The 15,983-nt window shown below is 60.1% G+C and carries 14 protein-coding genes; 12 read left to right on the top strand and 2 right to left on the bottom strand.

From position 1 onward, the window contains the following. The first annotated feature begins 307 nt into the window (after positions 1-307). Genes A9W99_RS27565 through A9W99_RS16855 form a run of 3 tightly spaced genes read left to right on the top strand, consistent with a single transcriptional unit; the run spans position 308 to position 1,513 of the window. The gene (locus A9W99_RS27565; RefSeq protein ID WP_082930048.1) at positions 308-412 is read left to right on the top strand and encodes a helix-turn-helix domain-containing protein; all 105 of its coding nucleotides are present in this window, start codon (positions 308-310) and stop codon (positions 410-412) included. Between the two features lie 10 nt (positions 413-422). Continuing rightward, positions 423-773, top strand: a complete 351-nt coding sequence (locus tag A9W99_RS16860) for a hypothetical protein (RefSeq protein WP_067380279.1) — start codon at positions 423-425, stop codon at positions 771-773. Positions 774-781: 8 nt separating this feature from the next. Continuing rightward, complete coding sequence (locus A9W99_RS16855) at positions 782-1,513, top strand: TetR/AcrR family transcriptional regulator (RefSeq protein ID WP_253869984.1); 732 nt, start codon at positions 782-784, stop codon at positions 1,511-1,513. Between the two features lie 75 nt (positions 1,514-1,588). Here the strand turns inward: A9W99_RS16855 and A9W99_RS16850 are convergent, their stop codons facing one another. Then, positions 1,589-3,280 (bottom strand): class I adenylate-forming enzyme family protein, encoded by a 1,692-nt coding sequence (locus tag A9W99_RS16850; RefSeq protein ID WP_067380273.1) that lies wholly within the window; start codon positions 3,278-3,280, stop codon positions 1,589-1,591. Positions 3,281-3,296: 16 nt separating this feature from the next. Continuing rightward, positions 3,297-4,574: a MaoC family dehydratase N-terminal domain-containing protein gene (locus A9W99_RS16845; protein WP_253869937.1), complete on the bottom strand. Its 1,278-nt coding sequence runs from the start codon at positions 4,572-4,574 to the stop codon at positions 3,297-3,299. A 208-nt stretch (positions 4,575-4,782) separates the two neighbouring features. Between A9W99_RS16845 and A9W99_RS16840 the strand changes: the two genes are divergently transcribed. The 9 genes from A9W99_RS16840 (at position 4,783) to A9W99_RS16800 (ending at position 15,953) form a co-directional block, all read left to right on the top strand. Beyond that, positions 4,783-5,781 carry an acyl-CoA dehydrogenase family protein gene (locus A9W99_RS16840; RefSeq protein ID WP_067380270.1) on the top strand — a complete coding sequence of 333 codons (999 nt, stop codon included), beginning with the start codon at positions 4,783-4,785 and terminating at the stop codon, positions 5,779-5,781. Then, positions 5,765-6,937 (top strand): acyl-CoA dehydrogenase family protein, encoded by a 1,173-nt coding sequence (locus A9W99_RS16835; RefSeq protein ID WP_067380267.1) that lies wholly within the window; start codon positions 5,765-5,767, stop codon positions 6,935-6,937. The genes A9W99_RS16840 and A9W99_RS16835 overlap by 17 nt, the downstream gene beginning before the upstream one ends. A gap of 50 nt (positions 6,938-6,987) precedes the next feature. After that, positions 6,988-7,842 (top strand): enoyl-CoA hydratase/isomerase family protein, encoded by an 855-nt coding sequence (locus A9W99_RS16830; RefSeq protein ID WP_156623140.1) that lies wholly within the window; start codon positions 6,988-6,990, stop codon positions 7,840-7,842. 65 nt (positions 7,843-7,907) lie between these two features. After that, positions 7,908-8,276 (top strand): nuclear transport factor 2 family protein, encoded by a 369-nt coding sequence (locus A9W99_RS16825; RefSeq protein ID WP_156623139.1) that lies wholly within the window; start codon positions 7,908-7,910, stop codon positions 8,274-8,276. A 102-nt stretch (positions 8,277-8,378) separates the two neighbouring features. Further along, positions 8,379-9,956, top strand: coding sequence for an AMP-binding protein (locus A9W99_RS16820; protein WP_172828892.1), 1,578 nt, complete (start codon positions 8,379-8,381; stop codon positions 9,954-9,956). Further along, on the top strand, positions 9,956-11,296 hold the full coding sequence (locus A9W99_RS16815) for a cytochrome P450 (protein WP_067380254.1): 1,341 nt from the start codon (positions 9,956-9,958) through the stop codon (positions 11,294-11,296). Before A9W99_RS16820 ends, A9W99_RS16815 begins: the two co-directional genes overlap by 1 nt. Further along, the gene (locus tag A9W99_RS16810; RefSeq protein WP_067380251.1) at positions 11,293-13,143 is read left to right on the top strand and encodes an NAD(P)/FAD-dependent oxidoreductase; all 1,851 of its coding nucleotides are present in this window, start codon (positions 11,293-11,295) and stop codon (positions 13,141-13,143) included. Before A9W99_RS16815 ends, A9W99_RS16810 begins: the two co-directional genes overlap by 4 nt. Before the next feature lie 111 nt (positions 13,144-13,254). Next, a complete protein-coding gene (locus tag A9W99_RS16805; protein ID WP_067380249.1) occupies positions 13,255-14,367 on the top strand; it encodes an ABC transporter substrate-binding protein in 1,113 nt (370 codons plus the stop codon). Between the two features lie 137 nt (positions 14,368-14,504). After that, positions 14,505-15,953, top strand: coding sequence for an aldehyde dehydrogenase family protein (locus A9W99_RS16800; RefSeq protein WP_067380878.1), 1,449 nt, complete (start codon positions 14,505-14,507; stop codon positions 15,951-15,953). Positions 15,954-15,983 lie beyond the last annotated feature (30 nt).

Genomic DNA, 15,983 nt, shown 5'->3' with positions numbered 1-15,983 from the left:
GCAGACCCAAGAATCCCAGAGACTCTCAAACGGCGTCTCTTTCCGCAGTTCAAGGCCGGTCCACGCCGCAGGTGGATAGACGTTCCGATCGTTGACCCGGAGACGACTCCGACGCAGCCGAAGTCTGAGTCGTGAGCTGTAGAGCCAGCACCCGGCTGGGCACATTCTGGGCACACTCAGTGTCCAGAGAGGTCAATTCTGGTGAATCACGCTCTATGTCATTCCGCAGGTCAGTGCCGGTTCGGCTCAGAGACCAGCAGCCCGAAACGGGTTCGATTCCCGGCAGCTCCACAACAGAACATGCAGCGTGCGCGATAAGGGCACTGCCGCCAGCGAAATCGCGAAGATGTTGGGCGTCTCTCGCGCCACGATCTACCGTTACTTGGGCGAGCCCTCATCCGACGTCGCATAACGGTGCAGGGATGAGGGCGCGCGATTTCCGCGACGACGACACCGGCTACCTGACTTGGCTCGGCAGCCACGCCGATGGCTACGCGCGCGGCTATCTCGCGGCCGGAGCGCGTGGGCACCTGTCCGGCTGCTGGACGATCAGTGGTCAAAACCCGCTTGTTTCCACGTTGGCGGGACAGTACGCCAAGGTCTGTGCACAGGAGCAGGCCGATATCGAGCGGTGGGCAACCGACCATGTGGGTACGTCGGTCCTGCCCCGTTGCGCTGGAACAGCCCGACCGGGAGGATTCCGCGTGGGCGCTCGGGCAGTCAGGAATACGCGGCTGGTCACAGGTGAATCGGCGGTATATTGCCCTCAGTGAAGGACAAAATCGACAACCGTCGCCCGCGAACCTCAAATGAGGACAGCGATCAGGGCCGCACGTGGCAGGAACGAGCAATTGAGCGTCGGCTCGGCGATGCGCGGGCTTTAGCGGTTGCTCGTAGCACGCGGTTTATGGCGACGGCGCTAGAGCTGGTCCAAGAATCCGGGCAAGCGAGTTTCACGTTACAGACACTGGCCGATCGTGCGAACCTCAGCGTAAGGACCTTCTATCAGCACTTCGCCGGCAAGGACGAACTTCTGTTGGCCTTATACGAAGACGTCACTGCTCAATTCACCGAAGCGATAAGGGAAAAAGTCGAGGCGGCAGAAGGCCCGATGGGGCAGCTGGAGGCATGGTGCAGGGGAGTGCTGTCCCGTCCCGGCTCATCGCAAGAAGTAGGCGGTCGTCTTGTGCTTATCTATAACTTGAGCCTTGAACTGGATAATCCGGAAGCGTTTGCGAAAGTATGGGAACCGCACCGAAAGCTGTTGACAGAGATTTTGACTGCATGTTCGCAAGCAGGCCTCGTTCGAAACGACCTCACCGTGAAGCAACTGACGTCGCTATTGGGCTCCACCCTCACTTCGCTGGGCCAGTACAACGCGTTGCACGGTGGGATGGATGAGACTGCCCTGACCGAAGAGGTTGTGTGGTCCTGGTGTCGCCAAGCAATCCTCCCCCCGGCGGCAACGCGTGCGGATGACTCTGCCGTTGGCAAGCAGTCGGCAATAAATTAGGCGCACTACCGGTCATCGGTACGCGGCTATTCCCGCCCCGCTCACCAAAACGCTACCGACGCAGCTTCATTAGGCTCATATGACCGACAGTCGCTTTGCGGCGAGATCTCGAAGCTCGTCGGACTTGATCTTGTTGCTGCCTGTCAGCGCAATCTCTTCTTCGCAGAAGAACAGCACGTGGCGCGGCACCTTGTAGCTGGCCAGCCGTTCGCGCAAATATTTGCGAATCTCGTCGGGTTCGACTCTGGCGCTGTCGTGCGGCACGACACAGGTGACAACGATTTCGCCGAGTGTGTCATGCGGCAGGCCAACGGTTTTGGTCAGCTTCACCGCGGGATGCTTCGCCAGCGCATCGTCGACTTCCAGCGGTGAGACATTCGCGCCGCCCGTCTTGATGATTTCGGTGAGCCGGCCTTCCCAGAACAGCCGGTCGGCGTCGTCGAGATGCCCGCCGTCACCGGTGCGGAAGAACCCCTCCGCGTCGAGCGTCTCGTCCAGCGGTGTACCCAGATAGCCCAGCATCAGTGTGGGCCCTTTAACGCAGATCTCGCCGCTTGCGTACCGCGAAATCACTTGTCCGGTGAGTGGATTCACAATCTTTACTGTCACGCCCGGCAGCGGCATCCCCCAGCTGTCGGCGTGTGCCTCACGCGATGTGTCGACTCCAAATCCCGTTGAGAACGTGAATGTTTCGGTGTTGCCGTAGGCGTGTTCTGGGAAGGACAGTTCGGCGGACACCGCCGGATGACGAGCGATCGCTGTCTTGGAGTCGGCGAACCGCATGCTCCTCAAGTCCACCTCGAGCCAGTTGGGCAAGCTTTCGATTTGCGCCCATTGATGTGGCCAGGCGAACGGATAGTTCACGCGCTCCGCGACCATCAGCTCTAGCGCATCCGCGGCGTCAAATGTTGGTTGCAGTACCAGCGAACCACCGGCGGCGAGCGTGGCGCCAAGTGACATCACGAAATTGCCGGACCAGAAGAAGCCGTTCGCCGACCAGCAACGGACGTTGTCGTCACGGCTGAACCCGCACATCCTTCTGAAGCGCCACATTTGGATGGCTACGCCGCGGTGGGCGCTCATGATGCCCTTGGGTTTGCTTGTGGATCCTGACGAAAAGAACACCACTGCAGCATCACTCGGACGCACTGCTTCAGCTGTCGCGTGTACCAGTTCCCGCGGTTCGCCGCGACCACGGGCGAGGAAGTTCTCCCATGAGTCGATCCCGGTCGGTGCTTCTCCGACCGTTGCGAGATGACGGAGGAATGGGAACCTTTCGGACTGCAGCGCTCCTGGAGCCATCGTGCAAATCGCGGGCTCCAGCTCGGACAAGACGGTCACGAAGTCGGTCTTCAGCACGCTTCGCTCAAACAGCAGCATGGCGGCACTTGAAGACCTGAGTAAATATCCGAGCTCCGACGCGGTCGAGAACGTGCTAAGTGTCACCGCCACCCCACCGGCGAGCGAGACGCCGAAAACGGCCGAAATCCACTGCGGACGGTTGGTCATCAAGACGCCGACCCGAGTGTCTTTGCCAACGCCACAGGCACGCAACGCGCATGCCACTTCAACTGCTCTCTCCCACAGCTCGGAATACGTCCAACGAATTTCGTCCTTGGCAGTACGAAAGACGAGCGCTTCTCGGTCGCCGTAGGTCGATGTCACGTCGCGCAGAAAGCCCGGAAGCGTGAGCGTGCCAAGCCCCGGCTCTTCGCTCAGTGGCGGGCCATATGCGATTGAAAGGGATTCCGCAGCACCAGAATTCATCTATTCACTGGCCTCGCTACACCGGTAGCTCGATCTCGGCCGTGCAGGCGACGAGTTCCTCGTCATTCTGGTTGCTGAGTCGCAACTTGACCTGAACAAGTGGCACCGCCCATGCGGATTCCTTTTCCTTGCCGATGACCTCGGCGTCGAAGTAGGTGACGTCGCCCTCGAACGCGGGTCCGCGGAAGTCGGCCTTGGTGTGCCGGACCATTCCGTCATTGCCGGCCCAGTAGGCGAGGTAGTCGGTGCACCAGGCGCCCATCGTTGCGCCGTAGCCGTAGGCGCGCGCCATCCCCACCTCGGTGGCCCGGTCGGCGTCGATATGACCACGTGACGGGCCGAGATAGAGTCCGTCGCGCTTGCGGGGATCGACCTTCGCGTCTTCCTCGTCGAAAGCAAATTCCTTGCCAAAACCAGGATCCTGATGGACCCACGGATCGTCGACGTCAACCGGTGCAACCCACCGGAACGCCCCCCAGATATTGAAGATGAAGGCCCGGTACTCGGTGGTGAAGCTAGCGATGCTGTGCGGACCGATAACCCGCCGCGGTAGCGTGTCACCCACCTTGACCTCGTCAAAGTGCGGCGAAACACCCATCCGGTTGGATTCCAGCCAGTCTCGACGCAGTCTTTCCACTTCTTCCAGCTCGAGCTGTGTCCATTGCTTGATGTCGCCGAGCTGGCTTTCGAACATCCCGCGTTTCCTCGCCTCGTCATACAGATAGCGGATCCCCGTCGAGCGTTCGCGGGCAACCAGAACGCCGTTCTGGTTAATATGGGTGGTGTCTCCGCGCGAAAACATCGTGGGCCCAGCGAATTTGGTCTCCACAACCTTGTAGTCGTGGAACCGCCGTTCTTGGAACAATTGGTCGCCTGGCCGGACGGGGCATCCGTAGAACCACCATTCCTCACCCCCAAAGATCAGGTGGCTGTTCGGAATGTGCCCCACGCACGCGGGTGCTGCGCCGTGCCCGTAGTCAAGGGCAACCGCGATGGACTGCGGCGCGATGATGCCCCCGAACTTGGACGCCCGCGCGAATTGCTCATCCCAATGGATCGGATTCGGATAGTCCATCGCCATCACCCAGCGACGAATGTCGGAGGAACTACAGGGATCCCACAGCTGGCCGCCGCCGACGGGTTTGCCGACCCGGTGGTCGACATCGGATAGATCGAGCTCGACTTTCGGCGAAGTGGGATCTGTTGTGGTCGACTTCTTGACCATTGTGTGCTCCTGCTCAGCGATGGACGTTGACGACGCCGCGGCCCCACGCTTGCCGTCCTCGTCGCGCATAGGTGCCGCGTGGTGGCCCGAAGCGACGCATGGGGCTGCTCGACGGCCTCTTGGGTGGTGATTCCCTTCTTCCCGGCGTCATCGCCAAGATCCGATAACTTCCGATGTTCTATCCTGCACATCTTGATTGTCAAGATCCGTCAACCTAGACTTGCGCGGTACGAGAATTAGATTCTCGCCAGACATTCTCGGACAAGATAGGACCCAGTTGCTTCTTGAGCTCGATGATGACCAGCGCCTTTGGCGCGAGACGGTCCGGGGGGCGCTGACCAAACGGTGCCCACCGTCGCTGGTCCGGGCGATCGCTGAGGCCGGCGCCGACGGCGGCGACCTATGGCAGTGGTACATCGACCAAGGCTGGACGGAGCTCACCAGCGCTGAAAGCTTGGTTGAGCTCACACTCCTGCTCGAAGAACTCGGGCGCGCGAGTGATCCAACGCCTTTCTTGGCCACAACGACCCAGTTCGCACCTTTGGTCGGCGACCGCGGCGCGCTGGATGGCGCTGGCGCCGCGGTGTACAGCGGTGTCACGGCATGCAGGGATCGCGCCGGCTGGGTTCTCGAAGGTACAGCTCGTTACGTCCTGGACGCAGACCGTGCCGACCAACTCGCCGTGGTTACTCCCGCCGGTGTGTTCGTTGTCGAGGCGAAAGCCGTGATATCTCGTCGCGTCTCAGCTATCGATCCCGTGCTGCACCTCGCGGACCTACGCTTTAAGGAAGTCCATGTCGGCGATGAGAACCGGATCGCATCAGACACCGAGCGGGCATGGCACATTGCGCTGACCGGAATGGCGATCACAATTGTTGGCGCGTGTCAACGCATAGTCGACATGGTTCTGGAACACCTTAAGCAGCGCTACCAGTTCGGGGTACCGATCGGGTCGTTTCAAGCGCTCCAACATAAGGCCGCGGACATGCATGTGGCGATCGAGCGGGCGCGAGCATTGTCATACCTCTCGGCACTCACCATCGCCGCTTCTGATCCGCGTCGCCGCCTGTTCGCCGCGATGGCGAAAGCTGCAGCGGGGGAAGCGCAATCGCTTGTCGTTCAGCACGGATTGCAGTGCTTTGGCGCCATGGGGTTCACATGGGAAAACGACCTGCAATTCGCCATCAAACGCGCGAAGGCGGGGGAACTGATGCTCGGCGACGCCACAGAGCATCGCGCGCTCATCGCCAGGGAGTATCGTGCGGCTGACTTTTGATCAAGATGTCGAATCGTTCCGGGCAGAGTTCGCCGCATTTCTCGACGACAACCTGCCCACCGAAGCCGAAACATTCGAACGGCCGCGGTCGGTCTCGCATATGCCAACCTGGGCCAGGAACTGGCAGCGCCTGCTGTTTGACAACGGCTGGCTACTCCCCGCACAGCCCCCCGAGTTCGGCGGTCGTAACGCGAGTGTGCTTCAGCAATTCGTCCACTTAGATGAACTGTGCCGACGACGCATCTATCACAGCTTCAACCCACAGGGCGTCAATATTGTTGCTGCATCGTTGATTACGTTCGGAACCCGCGAGCAGCAACAGCGCTGGGCGATTCCGGTCCTTCGCGCCGAAATGACCGCTTCGCTCGGAATGAGTGAGCCCAGCGCGGGTTCCGACCTCGCGTCCCTGCGAACGCGCGCCGTCCGAGACGGTGACGAATTCGTGGTCAACGGCCAGAAAGTATGGACGTCTGGCGCCCACGATGCCGATTTCCTGCTGACCTTCGTTCGCACAGATCCGGATGCCCCCAAGCACAAGGGCATTTCGGCGCTGATAATTCCGACGAGTACCGAAGGCGTGGTGTGTCGCCCCTTCGCAGATATCGCCAGTCAGGACAACCTCGACTTCAATGAGGTGTTTTTCACCGATGTTCGAGTTCCCGCGGAGAACCTCCTGGGAGGGTTGAACCAGGGATGGGCAGTGGCCAATGGGTCACTCGGACATGAGCGCACGATGATGTGGGTGATGCTTGCCGACCGGATCGACAACCTCATGGCCGACTGTCGTCCCCGCACAGAAGTTGAGCGTGATCGGTTCGCGTCCACAGTCATCGACTACCACGCGCTTCGGTCGATTGGATCGGCGGCATTGGCTCGTGCCGCCCGCGGAGAGATCGACACCGCCTCCGTATCAGTGCTTAAGCTTCTTGGCTCTGAAGCCGAAATGCGCGCTGCCGAACTGACACTGAGCACAGCCGGCATCGACGGGCTGCGCCATCCATTAACCGAGCGATACCAACCTATGAACCCCGACGAGTATTTCGCCAGCAGATTCGAGCGGTACACCCGCGGGATCGCGGCCACCATCGCCGGAGGTACATCAGAGATTCAGCGGAACATCATCGCGCAAAAAGTACTCGGCCTTCCACGTGGCTGACTTCGACAGGTCATCAATTGCATGGCCACAGACCGTTAGGAGAACACGTATTGCCTGAAGGGCATTGGGCCGCAATGACCTGCGTCAAGGTGGAACGGCGCGCGCGCATCGTGACGGTTCGGTTGAATCGGCCCGAGAAGATGAACGCGATCAATAGCACCATGGAGAACGAGTTCTACTCAGTTCTCGCGGACTGTGATCGCATGGCCGACGTCAGATGTGTCGTGCTCACTGCTGAGGGCGCAAACTTCTCATCCGGTCACGATGTTCAACAAGTGGCTGCCGAGACTATAGGCGATCAGGAGCCGGCGACGATCCAAGGCAAGTACTGGGTCCACACGGGAGACCTTCTTCCGCCCTGGCGCTTCTCCAAGGGGTTGGTCGTCGCAACGAAAGGTTATGTAGGACCCCACGCCAATACCTTTCTCCTGGCCGCTGACGTCGTGATCGCAGCCGATAACTCGCGGTTCAGTTGGGAGGAATCTCGAGTCGGGGTTGGGGCGCCCTACGGCCCTTACGCGTTGATGCCCTTTCATTTTCCCATCCGAGTAATGAAGCAGCTGTGGATGACCGGCGGCTGGATGGATGCGCAAACGGCCCGACAACTGTTCTACGTCAATCGGGTCGTCCCGTTGGGCCAGGAAGAACAGACAGCACTGTGCTTTGCCGAGCAGATCGCACGTATGGAAATGGGTGACCTGGTCGCGAATAAGCGCGGAACGCATCGCCTCTACGAAGCGGCGGGGCTTTCCGCGATGGTCGACGTAGGTCGAGACCCATACGTTCCCAGCGCTGAGGCCGCAGTGGCCAAGGAGCATCACCTACGGCTGATCCATGAAAAGGGGGTTAGGGCCGCCGTGCGCGAGCGCGATACCGGTTGGGACGACGAGGTCAGCAAAGTGTGAGCTCCGCTGCACCCGAACATGTTCCGATTTTGGGGTGCCAAAAGAAGGACCGAAACGAGGAAGAGATGCCAGATGCCGAAGCGATAAATGCGGCGATTAACGCGCACTGCCAGACTCTCAGCGATCACGACAAAGCTGGCTGGCTCGGCCTGTGGGATGACAACGCCATCCTGGAAGATCCTGTGGGAGTGGATACGTTTCGCGGCATTGAGGCCATAGGAACGACCTTCTGGAAGATGGTCGAGGATCTCAGTCCCATGAAGCTATGGCTTGAGCGCGAAGTGATTGTGTGCGGGAATGAGGCCATTGCCATTCTGCACGGCGTAGTGACTCGCAAAGGTGCGATGCAGCATGTCGGCCCCCTCGTGGATCACTTCACGTTCAACCAAGAAGGCAAGATCACGATGATGCGGGCCTTCTGGAAATACGCGTGAAACGATCGGGCAGGTACGCGACGGAATTCATTGCAGGAGTGCGCAATGCCTTGGGATTCTGACTCGCGTTCTCGAGAGACGCTGCCCGCCATCGTGAATCGCATGGCCGAAGCAGATCCCGATAAGGAGTTCCTGCATACGGTGGACGGCGCATCGGCAACCTGGGAGCAGCTCAAAGAGGCGATGATCCTCTGGGCGGCACGCTTCCTCGCGCTGGACGTGAAGACAGGTGACGTTGTCGTCACTCTCCTCGACGCGGGCGTCGAATCGTTGGTCGTATGGCTTGGCCTCTCGAGCGTCGGCGCTATAGATGCCGCAACGAATCCGGAGTTTCGGGGCCGCATGCTCGCATATGCGATCAATAACTGCCGGCCCGAATTCCTCGTAGTTGCTGCGCAGTACCTGCCGTTCGTCGACGCCGTTGCCGCTGAACTGACAACGGTCAAGCGATTGCTCGTAATCGACAATGGCGGATACCACCACGAGCCAGGAGCGAAACTGCCGGTCGTCACGCCGGAGGCGCTCAATTGCGAGGTCAACGCGGCTCGATCACAAATGAGAGAGCCCGAGCCGCACGACATTGCCTGCATCACCTACACGTCAGGTACGACGGGTCCCTCCAAGGCGGTCAAGTTGCCATGGGCGCAGTTGCACTCGATCAACCTGGGCACGTTCCCCTTCGAGGACCTCGACTCGTCAGACATCCTCTACTGCACCACATCCCATGCTCACTTCGGGTCGAAGTCGATCCCGTACCACGCGGCCATGGTCGGCGCGCGTGTTGTCATGAGGCCGCGATTTGCGCTCACCAAGTTCTGGCAGGACGTGTCCGAGTTCGGAATCACGACTGGCATGCTTGTCGGATCGATGGCGGACCTGTTATTGGGGGTTCCCGAAAGCCCAACGGACACTACGTCCCTCAAGAATCTCTTCATGGCTCCGCTCGGCGCTTGCTATAGGCAATTCAGCGAGAGATTCGATACCCGCATTTGCACCGTCTACAACAGTACGGAGGGCGGTGTCGCGATTTGTTCCGGGTGGAACCCGACGAACGAGCGCACCGTGGGTCGCCTGCGGGACGGGTATCCCGGGTTCGAGGTTCGCCTGGTGGATGAGCATGACTACGAGGTTCCAGACGGCACACCTGGGGAATGCATCGTGCGTGCCGGCGTGCCGTGGGTGATGAACGCGGGATACCTGAACAACGATGGCGCCACGGCGGTCGCGTGGCGCAACGGCTGGTTCCATACCGGAGATGTGCTCGTCCGCACCGCAGACGGTGATTACATGTTCGTCGACCGACTCAAGGACGTGATCCGGCGTCGGGGTGAGAATATCTCCTCTTTCGAGGTCGAAGCTGACGTGCTGCGCAATGCGGACATCGTCGAGTGTGCCGCCGTGTCAGTGCCGGCCGACACCGCCGAAGACGAGATCCTACTGTTCGCTGTGAAGCGCTCCGAATCGTCCATCGACCCCGAGGAGTTGTGCGGGGACCTTGAGTCCCGCATGGCGCGGTTCATGGTGCCGCGCTATATCGAGTTCGTCGACGACCTACCAAAGACCCAGGCGACTTTACGCATCATCAAGGCCGACTTGCGGAAGCGAGGAATAGGTCCCCGCACGTGGGACAGGCTGACCCAGGGATACCGCGGTCAAGCGACCGCGCTGTCCAACCAGTGATGTCGAAGGACAGGATTGTGACGACACGAGGCACCAATGCGACCGCCGGATGTCCGGCTGGCCAAGAGCGACTGGAATCCCTTGCGGGCGTGTCCTTTATTGACCCGGCTATCCAGGAAAAGCCTTTCCCCTATTACCGGGCCCTTCGTGACGGGGACCCGGTGCACTACGAAACTGACCTGGGGATGTATTTGGTCTCGCGACACGAGGACCTGATGGCGGTGCTTCGAGATCCGGTCGTCTTCTCTCAGGAGCTGGGCTATTACCGGCAGATGGCCCATGGCCACCTTGATGAGATGAAGGAGGTCCTCGCGCGCGAGGGCGGCGGCTTCTTCCCGGACGTTGCGAACATCGACCCACCGCGCCACACCCGCGTGCGCCGTCTGCTGTCGCAGGCGTTCGGCAGGCGACGCATGAAAGCTCTTGAACCGCAATTCGAGCGGCTCGTCGACGAGCTGATCGACGGTTTCATCGAGCGCGGTGGGGCGGACGGTTTGCACGACCTGGCCTTGCCGATGGCGATTGCCTTCAGCATGCAACAACTACAGGTTGACGATCTCGACATGGCCACGATCAAGCGCTGGGGCAGCGCCTATCTATCGCAATTCAGTCTCACCAACACGCGTGAGGACATGATCCGGGCCGCTCACGAGCTCTGTGAGATGCAGAACTATCTGATTGCGGTCGTCGGAAAACGAATGGCGGCACCCGAAGACGACATGCTCTCAGACATCATCAGAGCCGACACACCAGACGAAGATCCGCTGACCTTCGAAGAATTGGTGGCAACCGCGCGGATGCTGCTCATCAACACCCATGACTCGATGTCGACGGCATTCACCAACATCCTCTTCAAAGTCGCGACGGACAGCGCGATCGCTGAGCAGTTCTACAGTGCTGCCGACGACGATTCACAGATGGGACGTTTCATCGAGGAACTGCTGCGGCTCGAGACACCGGTACGCGCACTGTCGCGTGTGACAACCAAGCCGGTGACCCTGGGCGACACGCCTCTTCCAGAAGGAGCACATCTGCTCATCCTGTTCGCCTCGGCAAACGACGACGAAGCGGTCTTCGAGTGCCCGCGCCAGTTTGAGGCGAGTCGAGTCAACATCCGCAAGAGTTTGACGTTCGGGGCCGGCGCGCATTTGTGTTTGGGCATCTCACTGGCTCGCATGCAACTGCTGGTCGCGGCGAGGCAAACAGCGAGACGGATGAAGAACATCAGCCTGGCGATACCGATGGAAGACATCCGGTACCTACCGAACGCGGCTTTGCTTGCAATGGAACGTCTTCCGCTACTGTTCGCGCCGCACACCACCAAAGGGCTGAGCCGATGAATTGCGATCCCACCGACGTGCCTGCCGCACATGAGGTAGACATCCCGTCCTTGAAGACCAAGTACCGCGAGGAGCGCGATCGCCGACTCCGCCTCGACGGCCAGGAGCAGTACGCACCCGCATTCCAAGATGCTGCGGCACTTGACTACAGCGACCCGCACATGCCTGAGGTGTCGCGCCGGGCGGTCAGCGATGACGTGGATGTCGTCGTACTCGGTGGTGGTTGGGCCGGGGTACTTGCCGGTTATCACTTGCGCAAGGCCGGGATCACCGATTTCCGAATCATCGAGCAGGCAGGTGATTTCGGGGGAGTCTGGTATTGGAACAGATACCCTGGCCTGTCATGTGACAACGACGCATTCTGTTATCTTCCGCTGCTCGAGGAGATGCAGTTCTTCCCCTCCAAAAAGTTCGCCGACGGTCTGCAGATTCGCGAGTATTGCCAAGGCGTTGCAAGGAAGTTCGGACTGTACGAAGGTGCGTTGTTTCACACCTGCGTCAACGCGTTGCGATGGGACGAATCGATCAAACGCTGGCGTATCAGCACGGATCGCGGTGACGATCTACGAGCTCGTTTCGTCATCATGGCGATGGGCCCGATCAACACACCGAAGGTGCCCCATGTGCCGGGACTCGAGGACTTCCAGGGCAAGATCTTCCATACGGCCCGTTGGGATTACGAATACACCGGCGGGGACCAGCGCGAACCGGTCCTCGACAGGCTGAACGACAAACGTGTGGCAGTCGTCGGTACCGGCGTTTCCGCCATTCAAGTAATTCCTTACCTCGCCAGACACGCCAAGCAGTTATACGTGCTGCAACGCACACCCTCGACCGTCGATGAACGCCATAACACTCCGACGGACCAATCCTGGGTTGCGACACTAAAGCCGGGCTGGCAGCGCGAACGCCAGATCAACTTCCACCACGCCGCGATCGACGGGTTGACACCGGGTGAACAGGACCGCATCTGCGACATCTGGACAGAGATCAACAGGAACCTCACGGCTGAATTCAACGAAACGGGCTGGCCGCGTTCGCCCGAGGAATTCCTGGCAAAGCGCGAGGACATGGACTTTCGCGTCATGGAACGCTTGCGAGCACGCGTCGACGCTGTGGTCAAGGACAAAGAGACCGCGGCGATCCTCAAACCCTGGTATCGGCACATGTGCAAGCGGCCCGCGTCGAGCGACGAGTTCTATCCGACGTTCAACAGGCCGAACGTGCGACTCCTCGACGTTTCTCCCACCAGAGGCGTGGAGCGCATAACGGCCCGGGGGTTCATGCACGAATCCGCCGAACACGAGGTTGACTGTCTGATATTCGCAAGCGGGTTCGAAGTGACCAGCGACCTCCAACGACGTTGGGGGATAAATAAAATATCGGGCCGGGGTGGTCAATCCCTGTACGACCATTGGGCGCATGAGTTCCGGACGCTTCACGGTGTGATGACCCACGGATTCCCAAATCAGTTCTATGTGGGCTTCTTTCAAGGTGGATTCAACGCCTCAACCACTGAGACCTTCAACTACCAGGGCCGTCATATCGCATGGATCATCAGCCAAGCGATCAGCCGCGGCGCTCAGGCGGTGGAGCCCAGCCTGGCGGCTCAAGATGCGTACGTCAACCACGTCCGCGAAGTCGCTGTCGACACCTCCGCGTTCTTCCGGGAATGCACGCCGGGATATTTCAACAACGACGGTCAGGAAGTCGCGGACGAACAAGGAGAGCTGCGGCCACGGATCTATACCGGTGAGACCTACGGCCTCGGGTACTACGCATGGGAGAAGCTTTTAGCGGACTGGCGTTCGAACGACGATCTGTCGGGTCTGGTAGTCGAACCGTGATTCAACAAGTGATGCCGCCGAGGCCCGAAATTGTCAGCGAGGTGATGACCTCGCCCGAAGCTCTGTGAGTCACCGATCCCGCACTTATGTCATCACGTCTGTGGAGGCGAAATGTCCTACGAAAGTACAGCTGAACCCGTAAAGATTGGCTATATCATGGATTTCATCCTTCCGGATGTGTATCCGGAGGATATGCGAAAGGATCTCACCGACCCCTTCGACTTGGTGTTCAACGAGGCGCGCGAACAGGGTGTGATCGACCGCCCGCTCGAGATCATCTACCGCGAGGTCGAGGGGCTTCCCAAAGGCTCAGTGAAGGCTGTGATCGATGCCTACGGGGAGTTAGTCGACGAGGGATGCCTTGCCGTGTTCGGGCCGCACATCAGCGATAACTGTGTACCAACCAGGGAGGCTATCGAAGAGCGTTTCCGGGTTCCTGCACTAAGTGTCACCGGTAGCGACGACTGGTTGGGGGAATGGACTTTCGCGTTTCCGCAGGGCTCCCTCACCGATGAGCCCATCTTCTGGGCCGACCTTCTCGAAAAGGACGGGCATCGTGAGGTCGGAGTCTTTGTGGAGCAGTCGGTGTCTGGTCACGACTACTGCAAGAACTTCCAGGACGAATGCCGGCGGAGGGGTATACGCATTGTCGCCGAGGTGCCTTTGGCGATGACCGCGCAAGATGTCACCAGAGCCGTGGAAATTATGTGCGAGGCGAAACCCAGCGCGCTGGTGCACTGCGGATTCGGCTTCGGCATCGTCTTCATCAACGCCGCCCTCGAGACGCTGAAGTGGGATCCGCCGCGGTTCACCAGCACCGCCTTCCAGAATGCCTGGATGAATCCGGTCATGTGGAACGCGTTCATGAATTGGACGGGGATCGATCAATACGACGAACAGAACCGCGTTGGGCAACGGTTCCTGGATAAGTACGAAGCCGCCTACGGAAGGCGCCCGCAGTATTGCGTTCCTGTCGTAAACCACGACGTCGCATCGACTTTGGTACGCGCCATCGCTGCGGCCCGCCCCTTGAGTCCAAGAGGTCTTAAGGAGGCACTGGAGCGGGTGAAGATGATGCCCGCGGCGTCCGGTGCCCCTGGTACCAGGGTGTCTTTCGGGAAGTGGACTCGTCGGGGATGGATGGGAGCGGGCTATCTCGTTGCGCGGCAACTTGACTCAGACGGGATTAATTCGCATCTCGTCGCTCGGTTCGGTGAGGAGTAAGGATGAGGGCCTGGTCCGCCGGTGGGTCACCACGGCACGATGCGTCGGCGGACCGTTGATGCTGCGGCGTCCGCGGTTCGGCGACCTAACTACATATGAGAGCGAGAGAAATGCCTGACATCCGTTTCGAACAAAAGATGATGATCGACGGCAAGCTCGTCGACGGCGAGGCCGGCACATTCAGTAATATCAACCCTGCGACGGAAGAGGTAATCGGGAAGGTCGCCGACGCGTCGAAGGCAGACATGCATCGCGCAATCGACGCCGCGCGCCGCGCGTTCGATGAAACCGACTGGGCGACAAACAAAGACCTGCGCAAGCGGTGCCTGCTTCAGCTGCACGAAGCCCTAGAGGAAGAGAAGGAAGAGCTGCGGGAGGAGTTGATCCTCGAAGCGGGAAGTCCGCGCGCGATCACTTTCGGCCCGCAGCTCGACGCCCCGCTGGAAGACGCTCTGAAGTTCCCGATCAGGTTGATCGACGAATACTGTTGGGAGACAGATCTCGGTGACGCGCTCGTGTCGGTGACCGGACAGAACACCTCTCGCAAAGTCTGCCGCGAACCGGCGGGCGTGGTCGGCGCAATCGTGCCCTGGAACTTTCCCTTCGAGGTCACCATCCACAAGCTCGGCCAAGCGCTCGGTGCCGGCAACACGATGGTGTTGAAGCCGGCGCCGAATACGCCCTACAACGCGACCCGCATTGGTCGGCTGATCGCTGAACAGACGGACATACCGCCGGGCGTCGTCAATGTCGTCACTGCGTCAGATCACTTCGTCGGCGAAGAGCTCACGCTTTCGCCGAAAGTTGACCTGATCTCGTTCACCGGGTCAACCGTCGTCGGCAAGCGAATCATGGAGAAGGGTGCAGCCACCATGAAGCGGCTCTTCCTGGAGCTCAGCGGCAAGTCGGCGACCATCGTGCTCGAGGACGCCGACCTGGGGATGGCGTGTGCGATCGGCATCGCGCCGTGCATGCACGCCGGACAGGGGTGCGCGAACCCGACGCGGTTGTTGCTTCCGCGATCCAAGTACGACGAGGGCGTCGCGATCCTCAAGGCGATGTACGACGCGGTGATGCCGGGGGACCCACAAGACCCAGCAACCTTGTGCGGCCCTGTGATTTCGGATAAACAACGACAACGCGTGTTCGGCTACATCCAGAAAGGCATTGACGAGGGTGCCACCTGCCTCGTCGGTGGCCCCGATGCGCCGACCGGTTTCGACAAAGGATATTTCGTCAGGCCAACGCTTTTCACCGATGTCGACAACTCGATGACGATTGCCCAGGAGGAGATTTTTGGGCCTGTCCTCGCGGTGATCCCGTTCGAAGACGAAGAGGACGCAATCCGCATCGCCAATGACAGCGTGTACGGGCTGGCCGGCAACGTGATGTCCGGTTCGGTGGAGCACTCGATCGCCGTGGCGCGCAGAATCCGGGCGGGGTTCATGGGAATCAATGGCACTGCGGCTTATGGCGCGGACTCACCGTTCGGCGGATACAAGGCTTCCGGTGTGGGCCGCCAGAACGGTGTGTGCGGCTTCGATCAGTACACCGAGGTTAAGACGATGGGCTACCCCGCCGGGTAAGGAGTGCAAAGTGCAATCGTGCAATGAATT

Origin of the sequence: Mycobacterium sp. 1164966.3 (assembly GCF_001665395.1) — a bacterium.
Classification (GTDB): Bacteria; Actinomycetota; Actinomycetes; order Mycobacteriales; family Mycobacteriaceae; genus Mycobacterium.
The sequence above is the reverse complement of the archived record's forward strand: the minus strand, read 5'-3'. Positions and strand labels throughout refer to the sequence as shown.